General features: G+C 61.1%; 26 protein-coding genes and 1 pseudogene. All 27 read right to left on the bottom strand.

Translation table 11 applies throughout. From position 1 onward, the window contains the following. Positions 1-22 precede the first annotated feature (22 nt). On the bottom strand, positions 23-412 hold the full coding sequence (gene rpsK / locus BBF93_RS02345; protein ID WP_011647803.1) for a 30S ribosomal protein S11: 390 nt from the start codon (positions 410-412) through the stop codon (positions 23-25). A 15-nt stretch (positions 413-427) separates the two neighbouring features. Then, positions 428-796 (bottom strand): 30S ribosomal protein S13, encoded by a 369-nt coding sequence (rpsM, locus tag BBF93_RS02340; RefSeq protein WP_035593034.1) that lies wholly within the window; start codon positions 794-796, stop codon positions 428-430. 150 nt (positions 797-946) lie between these two features. Continuing rightward, on the bottom strand, positions 947-1516 hold the full coding sequence (locus BBF93_RS02335; protein ID WP_035593032.1) for an adenylate kinase: 570 nt from the start codon (positions 1514-1516) through the stop codon (positions 947-949). Further along, on the bottom strand, positions 1513-2868 hold the full coding sequence (secY, locus tag BBF93_RS02330; protein ID WP_035593029.1) for a preprotein translocase subunit SecY: 1356 nt from the start codon (positions 2866-2868) through the stop codon (positions 1513-1515). Before secY ends, BBF93_RS02335 begins: the two co-directional genes overlap by 4 nt. A gap of 89 nt (positions 2869-2957) precedes the next feature. Beyond that, positions 2958-3437: a 50S ribosomal protein L15 gene (gene rplO, locus BBF93_RS02325; RefSeq protein ID WP_114104838.1), complete on the bottom strand. Its 480-nt coding sequence runs from the start codon at positions 3435-3437 to the stop codon at positions 2958-2960. 51 nt (positions 3438-3488) lie between these two features. Continuing rightward, on the bottom strand, positions 3489-3674 hold the full coding sequence (gene rpmD / locus BBF93_RS02320) for a 50S ribosomal protein L30 (RefSeq protein WP_035593025.1): 186 nt from the start codon (positions 3672-3674) through the stop codon (positions 3489-3491). 12 nt (positions 3675-3686) lie between these two features. After that, positions 3687-4289 carry a 30S ribosomal protein S5 gene (gene rpsE, locus BBF93_RS02315; RefSeq protein WP_035593022.1) on the bottom strand — a complete coding sequence of 201 codons (603 nt, stop codon included), beginning with the start codon at positions 4287-4289 and terminating at the stop codon, positions 3687-3689. Between the two features lie 13 nt (positions 4290-4302). After that, positions 4303-4665 (bottom strand): 50S ribosomal protein L18, encoded by a 363-nt coding sequence (rplR, locus tag BBF93_RS02310; protein ID WP_035593020.1) that lies wholly within the window; start codon positions 4663-4665, stop codon positions 4303-4305. A gap of 4 nt (positions 4666-4669) precedes the next feature. After that, complete coding sequence (gene rplF / locus BBF93_RS02305) at positions 4670-5281, bottom strand: 50S ribosomal protein L6 (protein ID WP_114104837.1); 612 nt, start codon at positions 5279-5281, stop codon at positions 4670-4672. A 12-nt stretch (positions 5282-5293) separates the two neighbouring features. Next, positions 5294-5689: a 30S ribosomal protein S8 gene (gene rpsH, locus BBF93_RS02300; protein WP_035593016.1), complete on the bottom strand. Its 396-nt coding sequence runs from the start codon at positions 5687-5689 to the stop codon at positions 5294-5296. Between the two features lie 16 nt (positions 5690-5705). Continuing rightward, on the bottom strand, positions 5706-6011 hold the full coding sequence (gene rpsN / locus BBF93_RS02295; RefSeq protein ID WP_035593014.1) for a 30S ribosomal protein S14: 306 nt from the start codon (positions 6009-6011) through the stop codon (positions 5706-5708). Between the two features lie 19 nt (positions 6012-6030). Continuing rightward, complete coding sequence (gene rplE / locus BBF93_RS02290) at positions 6031-6585, bottom strand: 50S ribosomal protein L5 (RefSeq protein WP_035593012.1); 555 nt, start codon at positions 6583-6585, stop codon at positions 6031-6033. Beyond that, positions 6578-6895: a 50S ribosomal protein L24 gene (rplX, locus tag BBF93_RS02285; protein ID WP_035593010.1), complete on the bottom strand. Its 318-nt coding sequence runs from the start codon at positions 6893-6895 to the stop codon at positions 6578-6580. Before rplX ends, rplE begins: the two co-directional genes overlap by 8 nt. Positions 6896-6897: 2 nt before the next feature. After that, positions 6898-7266, bottom strand: a complete 369-nt coding sequence (gene rplN, locus BBF93_RS02280) for a 50S ribosomal protein L14 (protein ID WP_035593008.1) — start codon at positions 7264-7266, stop codon at positions 6898-6900. Then, the gene (gene rpsQ, locus BBF93_RS02275; RefSeq protein WP_035593006.1) at positions 7263-7508 is read right to left on the bottom strand and encodes a 30S ribosomal protein S17; all 246 of its coding nucleotides are present in this window, start codon (positions 7506-7508) and stop codon (positions 7263-7265) included. Before rpsQ ends, rplN begins: the two co-directional genes overlap by 4 nt. A 10-nt stretch (positions 7509-7518) precedes the next feature. Further along, positions 7519-7716 carry a 50S ribosomal protein L29 gene (gene rpmC / locus BBF93_RS02270; protein ID WP_035593004.1) on the bottom strand — a complete coding sequence of 66 codons (198 nt, stop codon included), beginning with the start codon at positions 7714-7716 and terminating at the stop codon, positions 7519-7521. A 2-nt stretch (positions 7717-7718) separates the two neighbouring features. Continuing rightward, positions 7719-8135, bottom strand: coding sequence for a 50S ribosomal protein L16 (gene rplP, locus BBF93_RS02265; RefSeq protein WP_035593002.1), 417 nt, complete (start codon positions 8133-8135; stop codon positions 7719-7721). Positions 8136-8138: 3 nt separating this feature from the next. Further along, complete coding sequence (gene rpsC / locus BBF93_RS02260; protein ID WP_035593000.1) at positions 8139-8876, bottom strand: 30S ribosomal protein S3; 738 nt, start codon at positions 8874-8876, stop codon at positions 8139-8141. After that, entirely contained in the window at positions 8876-9265 is a 390-nt protein-coding gene (rplV, locus tag BBF93_RS02255; RefSeq protein WP_035592998.1) for a 50S ribosomal protein L22, read from the bottom strand. The genes rpsC and rplV overlap by 1 nt, the downstream gene beginning before the upstream one ends. A gap of 2 nt (positions 9266-9267) precedes the next feature. Next, the gene (gene rpsS, locus BBF93_RS02250) at positions 9268-9546 is read right to left on the bottom strand and encodes a 30S ribosomal protein S19 (protein WP_035592996.1); all 279 of its coding nucleotides are present in this window, start codon (positions 9544-9546) and stop codon (positions 9268-9270) included. Between the two features lie 18 nt (positions 9547-9564). Beyond that, on the bottom strand, positions 9565-10395 hold the full coding sequence (gene rplB, locus BBF93_RS02245; RefSeq protein WP_035592994.1) for a 50S ribosomal protein L2: 831 nt from the start codon (positions 10393-10395) through the stop codon (positions 9565-9567). A gap of 18 nt (positions 10396-10413) precedes the next feature. Further along, entirely contained in the window at positions 10414-10713 is a 300-nt protein-coding gene (locus tag BBF93_RS02240; RefSeq protein ID WP_035592992.1) for a 50S ribosomal protein L23, read from the bottom strand. Continuing rightward, complete coding sequence (gene rplD / locus BBF93_RS02235) at positions 10713-11357, bottom strand: 50S ribosomal protein L4 (RefSeq protein ID WP_114104836.1); 645 nt, start codon at positions 11355-11357, stop codon at positions 10713-10715. The genes BBF93_RS02240 and rplD overlap by 1 nt, the downstream gene beginning before the upstream one ends. Continuing rightward, complete coding sequence (rplC, locus tag BBF93_RS02230; protein WP_035592989.1) at positions 11357-12115, bottom strand: 50S ribosomal protein L3; 759 nt, start codon at positions 12113-12115, stop codon at positions 11357-11359. The genes rplD and rplC overlap by 1 nt, the downstream gene beginning before the upstream one ends. After that, on the bottom strand, positions 12115-12435 hold the full coding sequence (gene rpsJ, locus BBF93_RS02225; RefSeq protein WP_011647827.1) for a 30S ribosomal protein S10: 321 nt from the start codon (positions 12433-12435) through the stop codon (positions 12115-12117). The genes rplC and rpsJ overlap by 1 nt, the downstream gene beginning before the upstream one ends. A gap of 338 nt (positions 12436-12773) precedes the next feature. Further along, a pseudogene (locus tag BBF93_RS19735) lies at positions 12774-13376 on the bottom strand (EF-Tu/IF-2/RF-3 family GTPase); the annotation flags it as partial. Position 13377: 1 nt separating this feature from the next. Beyond that, positions 13378-13778: GTP-binding protein (locus tag BBF93_RS19730; RefSeq protein ID WP_233349238.1), on the bottom strand; the 401-nt coding region annotated here is incomplete at both ends.

Raw genomic sequence — 13778 nt, 5'->3', positions numbered from 1 at the left:
AGGCGCTGCCGGAGAGTATTCGTCAGACGCGGCGGCGCTTGGGCGGGCGGCACCCGTTGTGCGGGATCGGCGTCGTATCGTTGATGGCCGTCACGGTGAGGCCAGCGGCCTGGAGGGCGCGCAGGGCGCTCTCACGGCCCGAACCCGGACCACGCACGCGCACTTCAACCGTCTGCAGGCCATGCTCTTTCGCCTTCTTGGCGGCGTCTTCAGCAGCCATCTGAGCGGCATAAGGCGTCGACTTGCGCGAGCCTTTGAAGTTCATCACGCCCGAGGACGACCAGGAGATGGTGTTGCCCTGTGCGTCGGTGATGGTGACCATCGTGTTGTTGAAGCTCGAGTTCACGTGAACAATACCAGAGGTAATGTTCTTGCGTTCCCGGCGGCGGATACGAGTAGCTTCGCGGGCCATGGGGCGTCAGTCCTATTATTTCTTCTTGCCGGCGATCGGCTTGGCCGGGCCCTTGCGGGTCCGTGCGTTCGTGTGGGTACGCTGACCGCGCACCGGGAGCTTCTTGCGGTGACGCAGGCCACGATAGCAACCAAGGTCCATCAGACGCTTGATGTTCATCGAGGTGTCACGGCGGAGGTCACCCTCAACGAGATAACCGGCGTCGATGGTTTCGCGGATCTTGATGACCTCAGCGTCCGTCAGCTGGTTCACGCGGCGCGACGGCTCAACACCAACCTTCTCGCAAATCTCTTTGGAGAAAGCCGGGCCGATCCCGTGAATATAGCGCAGCGCGATTTCGACGCGCTTGTTGGTCGGAATATTTACGCCTGCAATACGGGCCAAGGCCGTTTCTCCTCAAGCGGATGTCAAAACATGAAATGCGCGCCAAGCGGGAGTATCACGCCCGTCGCGCGCACCGGCGGTTAAGCCTGAAGCTAAGTTTCGAGGCTTATAGCCACGGTTTTCTCCCCGTCAACAGCAGAACTGCGCCGTTCACGCGGATTGTTTCAGAGCCGCATCGATTTCGCCTGACACGGTATCAATCGTGCCCATTCCATCGATCTCGGTCAGCACGCCCCGCTCGGCATAAAGGGGAACCAGCGGTGCGGTGTCTTCGTAATAGCGCTCCAGGCGGCGGGAGAAGGTGGCTGGATTGTCGTCCGCCCTTCCCTGCTCCTCAAAACGCTTGGTCACCCGCTCAAGCAGCTTGGTATCGTCCACGATCATGCGGATCACCAGATCCACCTGTGAACCGCGCGATTCCAGCAACCTGTCGAGCGCTTCGGCCTGTCCAATCGTGCGGGGGAAGCCATCAAAGATGAATCCCGGCGCGCCGGCCTGGACGGTTAATTGTTCGTCAATCAGGGCAATCACGATCTCGTCGGAGACCAGGCCGCCTTCATCCATGATCTTTGCCACGCGCTGACCAAGTTCGGACCCGGAAGCCCGAGCGGCGCGAAGCATGTCGCCTGTAGAAAGCTGCACAAAGCCGCGCTGCTCAACGAGTCGCTTGGCTTGAGTGCCCTTGCCCGCAGCAGGCGGACCAAACAGAATCAGGTTCACTTCTTCTTGCCCCCGAGTTTCGATTTCTTGATCATCCCCTCATACTGGTGGGCGATCAGGTGCGACTGGATCTGTGTGACAGTGTCCATAGTCACCGAAACGACAATGAGCAGAGACGTACCCCCAATGTAAAACGGAATCTGAGGGAAATATCGCCGCAGGAGCTCAGGCAGAATACAGATGAAGACCAGGTAGAGGGCGCCGATGGTGGTCAGGCGGGTCAGCACATAGTCGATATAGGCGGCCGTGTTGGAGCCCGGACGGATGCCCGGAATGAAGCCGCCATACTTGCGCAGATTGTCCGCCGTTTCCTGCGGATTGAACATGATCGACGTGTAGAAGAAGGCAAAGAACGCCACCAGGACCGCATAGGTGATAATGTAGGTCCAGGAGCCGGGCGCGAAATTCGTCGCGAGCCAGCCCAGAACGCCTGTCATCCCCGTCGTTTCCGGGTCGGCGGCATTGCCACCAAGGAAGCCAACGGCCGTCAGCGGCAGCATCAGCAGCGCTGTGGCGAAGATGGCGGGGATAACGCCCGAGGTGTTGATCTTCAGCGGCAGGAAGCTTTTCTGCCCCTGGGCAAAGCCCTGGGCCTGCTGGCGCTTCGGATAATGGATGATCAGGCGGCGCTGCGAACGCTCCACAAAGACGATGAAGACGACGAGTGCCAGCACCATCACCACGATGGCCAGGACGAAGCCGATATCCACCGAGGTGGTGCGGGCCTGGGCCACGAGGTTGTAGATTGCCCGTGGCAGCTCTGCCACGATGCCGGCAAAGATGATCAGCGAGATGCCGTTGCCGATGCCGCGCGCGGTGATCTGTTCACCCATCCACATCAGCAGCATGGTGCCGCCCGTCAGCGTGACAACGCCCGTGAGGATGAAGAACCAGGACGCGATTCCATCAAGGCGCACGGCCACGAGACCGCCGGTGATGGCGAAGGCCTGCACCAAGGCAAAGCCGAGTGTCAGATAACGCGTATACTGGTTGATCTGCTTGCGGCCCGCCTCCCCTTCTTTCTTGAGCTTCTCAAGCGAAGGAGACACCGAGGTCATCATCTGGATGATGATCGAGGCGGTGATGTAGGGCATGACGTTGAGCGCGAAGACGCCCATCCGCTCGACGGCGCCGCCGGCGAACATGTTCATCGAGCCCAGAATGCCGCTCGACTGGCTTTCGAACAGCGCCGCATATTGTGACGGGTCAAGGCCGGGGATCGGAATGAAGGTCCCTAGCCGGTAGAGGACCAGAATACCGAGCGTGAAGAGGATCCGCGCCTGTAGGTCTTTGGCTTTTGCAAAGGTCGCAAAATTAAGGTTGCGAGCCATTTGTTCCGCAGCATTCGCCATCGGCTGCACGAGCCTCCCTGAAAAGCGTTCGCCGCCAAGATCGGCGGCGACACGGGATTTGTGAAGAGGGGTTAAGCAAGAACCCCAGATTATTCCTCAGCAGCGTCTTTCGCTGTGCCGGTCAGGGTGACCGATCCGCCAGCCTTTTCAACGGCTTCCACGGCAGCCTTCGAGGCTCCGGTAACCGTGATGTTCAGCTTCTTGGGCGCGTCGCCCTTGGCCAGCAGACGGATGCCGTCGCGGGCGTTGCGGACCACACCGGAAGCCACGAGGGTTTCTTCGGTGACGTTGGAAGCGTCCAGCGTGCCAGCTTCGACAGCCTTGGCGATGCGGCCCAGGTTGACCCAGGACATGGTCTTGGCGCCCGGCGCTTTGAAGCCGCGCTTGGGCAGACGCATGTAGATCGGCATCTGACCGCCTTCGAAGCCGTTCACAGCAACGCCCGAACGAGCCTTCTGGCCTTTCACACCGCGACCAGCCGTCTTGCCCTTGCCCGAGCCAACGCCGCGACCAACGCGCATGCGCTTCTTGGTGGAGCCATCGGCGGGAGAAAGTTCATTGAGTTTCATGGCAGTAACTTTCGAATAAGCGAAGGAAACGGCCGGCAGGCTGCAGGAGCCTTATTCGCCGACCACTTCCACGAGATGCGAGACCGTGCGGATCATGCCGCGGACTTCCGGCGTGTCGACCAGCTCACGCGTGCGACCGACCTTGTTGAGGCCGAGGCCGATCAGCGTCTGACGCTGGTTCGGCTTGCGCGCGATCGGGCTGCCGATCTGACGGACGGTGACTTTCTTCTGGGACATAGAGGTCTCCTATCAGTTCACCGAATCGGCCATGCCGGCTTCGGAGGCGCCATCGGTACGGCGGCCAACGATATCCTGGACTTTGAGGCCGCGCTTGGAGGCAACCGTACGCGGGTTGGCCTGACCTTTCAGGGCATCAAAGGTGGCACGCACCATGTTGTACGGGTTGGACGAGCCGAGCGACTTGCCGACGACGTCCTGGACGCCGAGGACTTCCATCACGGCACGCATCGGACCGCCGGCGATCACGCCGGTACCCGGAGGGGCTGCGCGAAGCACGACCTTGCCGGCGCCGTGACGGCCATTGCCGTCATGGTGCAGCGTGCGGCCTTCGCGAAGCGGAATGCGAACCATGTTGCGCTTGGCTTCTTCAGTCGCCTTGCGGATGGCTTCAGGAACCTCACGGGCCTTGCCCTTGCCGAAGCCGGCACGGCCCTTCTGGTCGCCCACAACGACGAGCGCAGCGAAACCGAAGTTCTTGCCGCCTTTCACCGTCTTCGCAACGCGGTTGATGCCAACCAGCTTGTCGACGAGTTCAGAGCCTTCCTCCTCACGATCGCGCGGTTGCTCGCGGTCGCGGCGGCGGCCCCTTTTCTCACCTCTTTCCTCAGCCATCAGGCAGACTCCTTCAGAATTTCAGGCCGCCCTCGCGGGCAGCATCTGCCAGGGCTTTCACCCGGCCGTGGAACATGTAACCACCGCGGTCGAAGACAACATCCTCGACGCCAGCCTTCTTCGCGCGCTCGGCGATTGCCTTGCCCACGAGTGCGGCGGCTTCGACGTTGCCGCCGGTTTTCGCGCTACCGATAACTTCCTTCTCGAGCGTCGATGCCGAGGCGAGCGTGATGCCCTTCTCGTCGTCGATGATCTGCACCGAGATGTTCTTGTGGCTGCGCGACACCGAAAGGCGCGGACGGCCTTCAGCGACCCGGCGGAGCTTGGTGCGGACGCGCTGGGCGCGGCGCTGCATCTTTTCGCGTGACGTCTTCATGGCGTTACTTCTTCTTGCCTTCCTTGCGGCGGACATATTCGCCCTGCAGGCGGATACCCTTGCCTTTGTACGGCTCCGGCGGACGGAACTTCTTGATCTCGGCAGCAACCTGACCAACGGTTTGTTTGTCAGCGCCCGAGATGATGATCTCAGTCGGCTTGGGCGTTTCGAGCTTGATGCCCTGCGGCGCCTTGAAGATCACATCGTGCGAGTAGCCGAGCGCCAGCTTCAGGTCAGTGCCCTGCATCTGGGCACGGTAACCGACGCCGACGAGTTCGAGCGTCTTGGTGTACCCCTTCGTGACCCCTTCCACCAGGTTGGCGGCACGGGCACGAGCGGTTCCCCACTGGGTACGCGCGTCCTGCGTGAGAGACTGAGCCAGCGTCGGCGGACGCTTGCCTTTCGCCTTCTCTGCTTCGATCGCGTCGTTCGCAGCCTTCATCAGGTCAGCGCGCGGAGCAACCAGAAGCTCGTTGTTTTCGAGCTTCGGCGTGATGACTTCCGGCAGGACAAGCTCAAGCTCGCCTTTCGGACCTCTGGCCTTGATCGTCTGGCCGGCGACGGTGACAGTTGCACCTGCCGGAACCGGGATCGCAAGCTTACCAATACGGGACATGGAACCTGCCTCCTAGAATACGCGGCAAAGCACTTCGCCGCCGACATTCTTGGCGCGCGCGGCATTATCCGACATCACACCCTGCGAAGTCGACAGGATGGAAATGCCGAGGCCGTTACGCACCAGCGGAATGTCCGAGACGGACGAATAGACACGGCGGCCAGGCTTCGAGACACGTTTGATCTCGGAGATGACCGGCTGGCCTTCATAATATTTGAGTTCGATTTCGAGGGTCTTGTGACCGCTCTTTTCGATCTCGGCGTAACCCCGGATGTATCCCTCGTCCGTGAGGACGTCGAGAACACGTGCACGCAGCTTCGATGCCGGCGACGTCACTTTGGACATGCCGCGCATCTGCGCGTTGCGGATCCGGGTGAGCATATCGCCGAGGGGATCGGAAATGTTCATGTGCTTCCCTCCTCTCTTACCAGCTGGACTTTACAAGGCCGGGGACCTGGCCACGCGAGCCAAGCTCACGAAGCGCGATACGCGACATTTTGAGTTTACGATAGAATGCACGCGGACGGCCGGTGACTTCGCAACGGTTGCGAACACGGTTCTGAGCCGAGTTGCGCGGCAGTTCGGCAAGCTTGAGACGCGCCTTGAAGCGCTCCTCCAGCGACAGATTTTCGTCCATCGCAGCTGCCTTGAGCTGGGCGCGCTTGGCCGCGTAGCGGGCGGCCAGAGCCTTCCGCTTGTTGTTCTTCTCGATTGCGCTCTTCTTTGCCATATCAGCAGATCTCCTGGCGCTAGTTCCGGAACGGGAAGCCACACTCGGCGAGGAGTGCTTTGGCTTCTTCGTTCGTTTCGGCAGTGGTGCAGACGATGATATCCATGCCGCGCACCTCTTCGACCTCGTCATAGTTGATCTCAGGGAACACGATGTGCTCCTTGATACCCATGGCGTAGTTGCCGCGGCCGTCGAAGCTCTTGCCGTTCAGACCACGGAAGTCTTTCACGCGCGGCAGAGCGATCGTCGTCAGACGGTCAAGGAATTCGTACATCTGGTCGCGGCGCAGGGTAACCTTTGCGCCGATCAGCATGCCTTCACGGACCTTGAAGCCGGCGATCGACTTGCGAGCCTTGGTGGCAACGGGTTTCTGCCCGGCGATACGCTCCAGCTCAGCCAGGGCCGCCTTGATCTTCTTGGAGTCGTTGACGGCTTCGCCAACACCCATGTTGATCACGACCTTGTCGAGCTTCGGAACCTTCATCGGGTTCGAATAGTTGAACTGCTCTTGCAGTTTCGTCCGGATCTCTTCCCGGTATTTCCGCTTGAGGCGGGGTTCATATGCCTCAGACATCGATCGATTCCCCTGAGCGTTTCGCAAAGCGCGTCTTGCGGCCATGCTGGTCAATCTTGAAGCCAACGCGAACGGCCTTGCCATCACGCGGATCTGCAAGGGCAACGTTGGAAACGTGCACCGGTGCCTCGAAGGTCTTCAGACCACCGGGGTCCATCTGGCTCGGCTTCTGGTGACGTTTTACCAGGTTCACGCCGCGCACGACCACCCGGCTCTCGTCCGGGATCACCTTCAGGACTTCGCCCTTGGTGCCCTTGTCCTTGCCGGCGATCACGATGACCGTGTCACCTTTTTTGATCTTTGCAGCCATGACTACAGGACCTCCGGCGCCATGTTAGCGATCTTGACCTGGTTCTTGCCGCGCAGTTCGCGCGGAACAGGGCCAAAGACGCGCGTGCCAATCGGCTCGCCATTGTTATTGATCAGAACGGCAGCGTTGCTGTCGAAGCGGATCGTGGAGCCATCCGGACGGTTGATGTCCTTGGCGACGCGAACGACGACGGCCTTGCGGACGTCCCCTTTCTTCACGCGGCCCGTCGGGATCGCTTCCTTGATCGAGACGACGATCACGTCGCCCACCGAGGCGTAACGGCGGCCTGCGCCACCGAGCACCTTGATGCACATCACGCGGCGTGCGCCAGAGTTATCGGCGACCCGCAGGTGGGTTTGCATCTGGATCATGCCTCACTCCCTTCATCGGTAACGAGTTCCCAGCGCTTCAGTTTGGACTTCGGCGCGCACTCGCGAATCGCAACAGTCTGGCCCTCGACCGCGACGTTGTTCTCGTCATGGGCGTGGTACTTGTTCGTTTTCCGGACGATCTTCTTCAGCATCGGGTGCGTGAAGGTACGCTCGACACGGACAATAGCGGTCTTGTCCTGCTTCGCGGAGACAACAACGCCTTTCATAATACGTTTTGGCATCTCAGTCTCCTTACTTGCCTGCCTGGGCTTTCTCGCGCAGGACCGTCTTGATCCGAGCGATGTCGCGACGAACCTCGGTAACGCGGCCCGTCTTCTCCAGCTGGCCCGTGGCTGCCTGGAAGCGCAGATTGAACTGTTCTTTCTTGAGCTTCACCAGCTCGTCATTGAGCTGATCGACGCTCTTGGCTCTTACATCGGCGGCCTTCATGATCAGATCCCCTCGATACGCTTGACGACTTTGGTCTTGATCGGGAGCTTCGCAGCGCCGAGGGCAAGAGCCTGGCGGGCGACCTCTTCCGGGACACCGTCGATTTCGAACAGGATACGGCCAGGCGCAACGCGCGCGACCCAGCGGTCAACGCCGCCCTTACCCTTACCCATGCGGACCTCGATCGGCTTGGCGGTAACCGGAACATCCGGGAACACGCGGATCCAGACCTTGCCCTGACGCTTCATCTCACGCGTGATGGCACGGCGGGTGGCTTCGATCTGGCGCGCGGTAACGCGCTCCGGCTCGAGAGCCTTGAGGCCAAACTGGCCGAAAGCCAGCGTGAAGCCGCCTTTCGACTGTCCGCTGATCTGGCCCTTGAAGGCCTTGCGGAACTTGGTGCGTTTCGGTTGCAGCATGAATTAAGCTCCTGCAGCCTGGGCGCCCGATGCCGGGCCGCGCTGGTTGGCGTTGGCGCGAGCGCGCGACTGGCCAGACGTCTCAAGACGCTTGTCCTGAGCCATCGGATCGTGCTCGAGGATCTCACCCTTGTAGACCCACACCTTCACACCGATGATGCCGTAGGTGGTTTCCGCTTCGGCCGTACCGTAGTCGATGTCGGCGCGCAGCGTGTGCAGCGGCACCGAACCTTCGGCATACTTCTCGGTACGGGCGATCTCTGCGCCGCCGAGACGGCCGGAGACAACCACTTTCACACCTTCAGCGCCGAGGCGCATGGCGGACTGGATCGAACGCTTCATCGCGCGGCGGAACGAAGCCCGGCGCTCGAGCTGGCGGGCGATGTCGTCGGCGATCAGCGTGGCGTCGATTTCCGGCTTGCGGATTTCAACGAGGTTCACGCGGACTTCGTCCGAGGTCATCTTCGCAAGCTCTTTGCGGAGCACTTCGATGTCCCCGCCCTTCTTGCCGATCACCAGGCCCGGACGGGCCGTGTGGATCGTGATAAGGCATTTCTTGTGCGGACGCTCGATGATGATCTTCGAGATACCGGCTTGCTTCAGCTTCTCACGGATCGCTTTGCGGATCGCGAGGTCTTCGTGCAGCAGGCGGCCAAAGTCGGCGCTATCAGCGTACCAGCGGCTGTCCGAGGTACGGTTGATGCCGAGGCGCAGGCCAATCGGATTGACTTTCTGACCCATTATGCGGCCTCCGCAGTCTGGCTATTGTCCCGCAGGACGATCGTGAGTTGCGAGAACGGCTTCATGATCCGGGCAGCACGGCCGCGGGCGCGGGCGCGGATGCGCTTCATGACCAGGTTCTTGCCGACATGTGCTTCAGCAACCACCAGGCTGTCGATGTCGAGGCCGTGATTGTTCTCGGCGTTCGCGACAGCGGACTGAAGGAGCTTGTAGACATCCTTTGCAGGGCGCTTGGGCGAGAACTTCATCTCGTTGAGCGCGCGCTGGATCGGCATGCCACGGATCTGCTGAGCCAGAAGGTTCAGCTTCTGCGGGCTCGAGCGGTACATGCGCAGCACGGCGCGCGATTCATTCGCTGCCTGCTTCGGAGGATTCTTGGCCTTTGCCATGACTACTTCCTCTTCGCTTTCTTGTCGGCGCCGTGACCGTAATAGGTCCGCGTCGGCGCGAACTCGCCGAACTTGTGGCCGACCATCTCGTCGGTCACCGTGACCGGGATGAACTTGTTGCCATTGTGGACCTGAAAGTTCAGGCCGACGAATTGCGGCAGGATCGTCGAGCGGCGCGACCAGGTCTTGATCACAGCGCGTTTTTCCGAAGAGCGGGCGTCTTCAGCCTTCTTCAGGAGGTAGCCGTCGACGAACGGGCCTTTCCAGACAGAACGGGACATGTCTCTCGGGCTCCCTGATTAGCGTTTAGCGTTACGGCGACGGATGATGAGACGATCCGTTGCCTTGTTGTTGCGAGTTTTCGGACCGCGGGTTTTCTTACCCCACGGCGTGACCGGGTGACGGCCGCCCGAAGATTTGCCTTCACCACCACCGTGCGGGTGGTCGACCGGGTTCATGACGACGCCGCGGACGGTCGGGCGCTTGCCCAGGTGACGGTTACGGCCAGCCTTGGAACTGACTTCGTTCATCTTGTCCGGGTTCGACACAGCGCCGATCGTGGCCAGGCAGTTGTCGAGCACCATGCGGAGCTCGCCGGAGGCCAGCTTGATCTGAGCGTAACCAGCGTCACGGCCAACCAGCTGAGCATAGGTGCCGGCGGAACGGACCATCTGCGCGCCCTTCTGGGGCTTCAGCTCGATATTGTGGATGATCGTACCAACCGGGATGGACTTCAGCGGCAGCACGTTGCCCGGCTTGATGTCAGCCGTGGCGGAGGTGATGACGGTGTCCCCTACTTCAAGGCGCTGCGGCGCGATGATGTAGGCCAGCTCGCCGTCCTCATACTTGATGAGGGCGATGAAAGCCGTGCGGTTGGGATCGTATTCGAGACGCTCGACAACAGCCGGGATGTCCCAGCGGTTACGCTTGAAATCGATCTTGCGATAAAGGCGCTTCACGCCGCCGCCCTGGTGGCGGACGGTCACGCGGCCCTGGTTGTTGCGGCCACCTTTGGAGCTGATGCCCTCGGTGAGCGCCTTGACCGGCTTGCCTTTGTGCAGACCCGTGCGGTCCACCAGCACGAGCTGGCGGCGGCCGGGAGAGGTCGGATTGAATGTCTTCAGTGCCATGAGCTTCGTCCTTCTCCCTTAGAGGCCCGTCGAAATGTCGACCGACTGGCCTTCAGCGAGCGTAACGATGGCTTTCTTCACGTCGGAACGGCGGCCTTCAAAGCCACGAAAGCGTTTCGTCTTGCCCTTCTGGGTCAGGGTGTTGACCTTCGTGACGCTCACTTTGAACAGGGCTTCGACAGCCTCTTTGATCGCTTTCTTGTCAGCGCCCGGAGCAACTTCGAAGATGATCTTGTTCTGCTCGGAAACGAGCGTTGACTTTTCGGTGATCAGCGGACGGCGGATCACGTCATAATGGTGGGGTTTCACTTCGGCCATTATTCAGCCTCCGCTTTGGCGCCATCGAAGCGGGCTTTGATACCCTCGGCGGCTTCCTTGGTGATGACGAGCGTGCGGCGGCGCAGGATGTCATAGACGTTCAGGCCGGCAACCGGCAGCACGTCGATGTTCGGGATGTTGCGCGCAGCGCGGGCGAAGTTCTCATTCACTTCCGTGCCCGAGATGATCAGAGCGTTCTCGATGCCGAGACCTTTGAACGATTCCAGCAGCGCCTTGGTCTTGGGCGAGTCGAGCTCGGCCTTGTCGAGAACCAGGATCGAGCTTTCTTTCGCTTTGGACGACAGGGCGTGCGCCAAAGCCATCTTGCGGATCTTTTTCGGCAGGTCGTGCGCATGGCTGCGAACACGCGGGCCGTGAGCTGCGCCGCCGCCAACGAAGATCGGCGCATTGCGCGAACCGTGACGGGCGCCGCCCGAGCCTTTTTGCTTGATCGACTTCTTCGTCGTGCGGTTCACTTCCGAACGCGATTTTGCCTTGTGCGTACCGGCCTGACGGCGAGCGAGCTGCCAGCGCACGGTGCGCTGCAGGATGTCGCCACGGATTTCGTCAATACCGAAAATCGCGTCGTCGAGATCAATCTTGCCGGCGGCGTCGCCAGCGAGGGTTTTAACTGCGAGTTCCATTAGCCTTCACCCCCGGCGGAGAGCTTTTCCGGAGCCTTGAAGGAACCAGCAGCAGGCGCGTTCGCCGGCAGGGCCTTCTTCACAGCATCGCGGATTTCAACGAAAGTCCCGTCATGGCCCGGAACCGAACCCTTGACGAGGATAAGGCCGCGCTCGACGTCAGTGCGCACAACAACCAGGTTCTGGGTCGTGACGCGCTCATCACCAAGGTGACCGGCCATTTTCTTGTTCTTGAACACGCGGCCCGGATCCTGGCGCATACCAGTCGAACCATGCGAACGGTGCGAGATCGAGACGCCGTGCGTGGCGCGCAGACCGCCGAAGTTCCAGCGCTTCATGGCGCCGGCAAAACCTTTACCGATGGTCAGAGCCGAAACGTCAACCATCTGGCCTTCAGCGAAATGGTCGGCCTGAACGGTCGAGCCAACTTCCGGCAGATCGCCGCTGACGCGGAACTCTTTCAGTTTCGCCTTGGGCGCAACACCGGCTTTGGCGAACTGGCCGCGCTGAGCCTTGGTGGTGTTCTTCGCCTTCTTCTCGCCGGCACCCATGATCACGGCCTTGTAGCCGTCGGTGCGGGTAACTTCCCCGCCCTTCTTGGTGGTGACGGCGCGCTCGTCTTCGGTGCGCACGCCAACAACCTGGCAGCCATCGAGCGACAGAACGGTGACGGGCACATGGCGGCCGTCTTCAGCGAAGATGCGTGTCATGCCGACTTTGCGGGCAAGAACGCCGGTACGGGCAGCAGGAAGCGTCATTAGCGGGCTCCCTCGAGCTTGATCTCGATGCCGACACCCGAAGACAGGTCGAGCTTCATCAGCGCGTCCACGGTCTGGGGGGTGGGATCGACGATGTCGAGAATACGGGTGTGCGTGCGGATTTCGAACTGCTCACGCGACTTCTTGTCGATGTGGGGCGACCGGTTCACCGTGAAGCGCTCGATACGGGTCGGGAGCGGAACCGGGCCACGAACTTCAGCGCCAGTGCGCTTCGCCGTGTTCACGATTTCCTTCGCCGACATGTCGAGCGCGCGGTGATCAAAGGCCTTCAGCCTGATCCGGATATTTTGTCGTTCCATCGTTTGGTCCGTCCGCGCAAAACACTTTAACCCAAGGCGCGATGGCTCGTCAGCATCGAGCGCCCGGGTGGGGGTGTGGATTAATTGTCAGTTTCGAGGGAGCGTTCGCTGTTAAAGAAGCGCAGCCATCCCGGCGAAGTGCGGCTTCTATGCCAGAGAATCGGGTGCGTCAACAGCTGGTTTAGATGAATCTGCAGGCGAACTGACCCGGATTGACGCATCCCCTGCCCTGTCTGCGCTCAAGACCGCAAAGATGCTCTCCTCAAGCGCATTCTGCAGCAAAAAGGCCGCCCTTGCGGGGCGGCCTTCTCGATTACGGACTTCCCGGAGCGAGAAGCTTATTTCTTGATTTCGGACACGACGCCGGCGCCGACGGTGCGGCCGCCTTCGCGGATGGCGAAGCGCAGGCCTTTGTCCATGGCGATCGGGCTGATCAGCTCGACGTCCATTTTCACGTTATCGCCCGGCAGGACCATCTCTTTGTCAGCCGGCAGCTTGACGATGCCGGTCACGTCCGTGGTGCGGAAGTAGAACTGCGGACGGTAGTTGGTGAAGAACGGCGTGTGACGGCCACCCTCTTCCTTCGTCAGGATGTAGGCTTCAGCTTCGAACAGCGTGTGCGGCGTGATCGAACCCGGCTTGCAGAGAACCTGGCCGCGCTCAACGCCTTCACGGTCAACACCGCGCAGCAGCGCGCCGATGTTGTCGCCGGCCTGGCCCTGGTCGAGCAGCTTGCGGAACATCTCGACGCCCGTGCAGGTCGTCTTCACCGTCGGGCGGATGCCGACGATCTCGATTTCCTCACCGACCTTCACGATGCCCTGCTCAACCCGGCCGGTCACAACCGTACCGCGGCCAGAGATCGAGAACACGTCTTCCACCGGCATCAGGAACGGCTTGTCCAGCGGACGCTCCGGGGTCGGGATGTACTCGTCGACAGCNTTCATCAGCTCGAGGATCGCGTTCTGGCCGATTTCGGCGTCGCGGTCTTCAACGGCGGCCAGAGCCGAACCCTTGATGATCGGAATGTCGTCGCCCGGGAAGTTGTAGGACGACAAGAGGTCGCGCACTTCCATCTCGACGAGTTCGAGCAGCTCGGCATCGTCAACCATGTCGACCTTGTTCAGGAACACGACGAGCGCCGGCACGCCGACCTGACGGGCCAGCAGGATGTGCTCGCGGGTCTGCGGCATCGGGCCGTCAGCAGCCGAGCACACCAGGATCGCGCCGTCCATCTGGGCCGCGCCGGTGATCATGTTCTTCACATAGTCAGCGTGGCCGGGGCAGTCGACGTGCGCATAGTGACGGTTGGCCGTCTCATATTCCACGTGCGCGGTGTTGAT

Source organism: Hyphomonas sp. CACIAM 19H1 (assembly GCF_003325995.1).
Classification (GTDB): Bacteria; Pseudomonadota; Alphaproteobacteria; order Caulobacterales; family Hyphomonadaceae; genus Hyphomonas; species Hyphomonas polymorpha.
The sequence above is the reverse complement of the archived record's forward strand: the minus strand, read 5'-3'. Positions and strand labels throughout refer to the sequence as shown.

Excerpts from the sequence above, each read along its gene's own strand:
- rpsK (WP_011647803.1), bottom strand. The coding sequence starts at position 412 with ATGGCCCGCGAAGCTACTCGTATCCGCCGCCGGGAACGCAAGAACATT.
- secY (WP_035593029.1), bottom strand. The coding sequence starts at position 2,868 with ATGGCGAATGCTGCGGAACAAATGGCTCGCAACCTTAATTTTGCGACC.
- rplO (WP_114104838.1), bottom strand. The coding sequence starts at position 3,437 with ATGAAACTCAATGAACTTTCTCCCGCCGATGGCTCCACCAAGAAGCGC.
- rpmD (WP_035593025.1), bottom strand. The coding sequence starts at position 3,674 with ATGTCCCAGAAGAAAGTCACCGTCCGTCAGATCGGCAGCCCGATCGCG.
- rpsE (WP_035593022.1), bottom strand. The coding sequence starts at position 4,289 with ATGGCTGAGGAAAGAGGTGAGAAAAGGGGCCGCCGCCGCGACCGCGAG.
- rplR (WP_035593020.1), bottom strand. The coding sequence starts at position 4,665 with ATGAAGACGTCACGCGAAAAGATGCAGCGCCGCGCCCAGCGCGTCCGC.
- rplF (WP_114104837.1), bottom strand. The coding sequence starts at position 5,281 with ATGTCCCGTATTGGTAAGCTTGCGATCCCGGTTCCGGCAGGTGCAACT.
- rpsH (WP_035593016.1), bottom strand. The coding sequence starts at position 5,689 with ATGAACATTTCCGATCCCCTCGGCGATATGCTCACCCGGATCCGCAAC.
- rpsN (WP_035593014.1), bottom strand. The coding sequence starts at position 6,011 with ATGGCAAAGAAGAGCGCAATCGAGAAGAACAACAAGCGGAAGGCTCTG.
- rplE (WP_035593012.1), bottom strand. The coding sequence starts at position 6,585 with ATGTCTGAGGCATATGAACCCCGCCTCAAGCGGAAATACCGGGAAGAG.
- rplX (WP_035593010.1), bottom strand. The coding sequence starts at position 6,895 with ATGGCTGCAAAGATCAAAAAAGGTGACACGGTCATCGTGATCGCCGGC.
- rplN (WP_035593008.1), bottom strand. The coding sequence starts at position 7,266 with ATGATCCAGATGCAAACCCACCTGCGGGTCGCCGATAACTCTGGCGCA.
- rpsQ (WP_035593006.1), bottom strand. The coding sequence starts at position 7,508 with ATGCCAAAACGTATTATGAAAGGCGTTGTTGTCTCCGCGAAGCAGGAC.
- rpmC (WP_035593004.1), bottom strand. The coding sequence starts at position 7,716 with ATGAAGGCCGCCGATGTAAGAGCCAAGAGCGTCGATCAGCTCAATGAC.
- rplP (WP_035593002.1), bottom strand. The coding sequence starts at position 8,135 with ATGCTGCAACCGAAACGCACCAAGTTCCGCAAGGCCTTCAAGGGCCAG.
- rpsC (WP_035593000.1), bottom strand. The coding sequence starts at position 8,876 with ATGGGTCAGAAAGTCAATCCGATTGGCCTGCGCCTCGGCATCAACCGT.
- rplV (WP_035592998.1), bottom strand. The coding sequence starts at position 9,265 with ATGGCAAAGGCCAAGAATCCTCCGAAGCAGGCAGCGAATGAATCGCGC.
- rpsS (WP_035592996.1), bottom strand. The coding sequence starts at position 9,546 with ATGTCCCGTTCTGTCTGGAAAGGCCCGTTCGTCGACGGCTACCTCCTG.
- rplB (WP_035592994.1), bottom strand. The coding sequence starts at position 10,395 with ATGGCACTGAAGACATTCAATCCGACCTCTCCCGGCCGCCGCCAGCTC.
- BBF93_RS02240 (WP_035592992.1), bottom strand. The coding sequence starts at position 10,713 with ATGGCCGAAGTGAAACCCCACCATTATGACGTGATCCGCCGTCCGCTG.
- rplD (WP_114104836.1), bottom strand. The coding sequence starts at position 11,357 with ATGGAACTCGCAGTTAAAACCCTCGCTGGCGACGCCGCCGGCAAGATT.
- rplC (WP_035592989.1), bottom strand. The coding sequence starts at position 12,115 with ATGACGCTTCCTGCTGCCCGTACCGGCGTTCTTGCCCGCAAAGTCGGC.
- rpsJ (WP_011647827.1), bottom strand. The coding sequence starts at position 12,435 with ATGGAACGACAAAATATCCGGATCAGGCTGAAGGCCTTTGATCACCGC.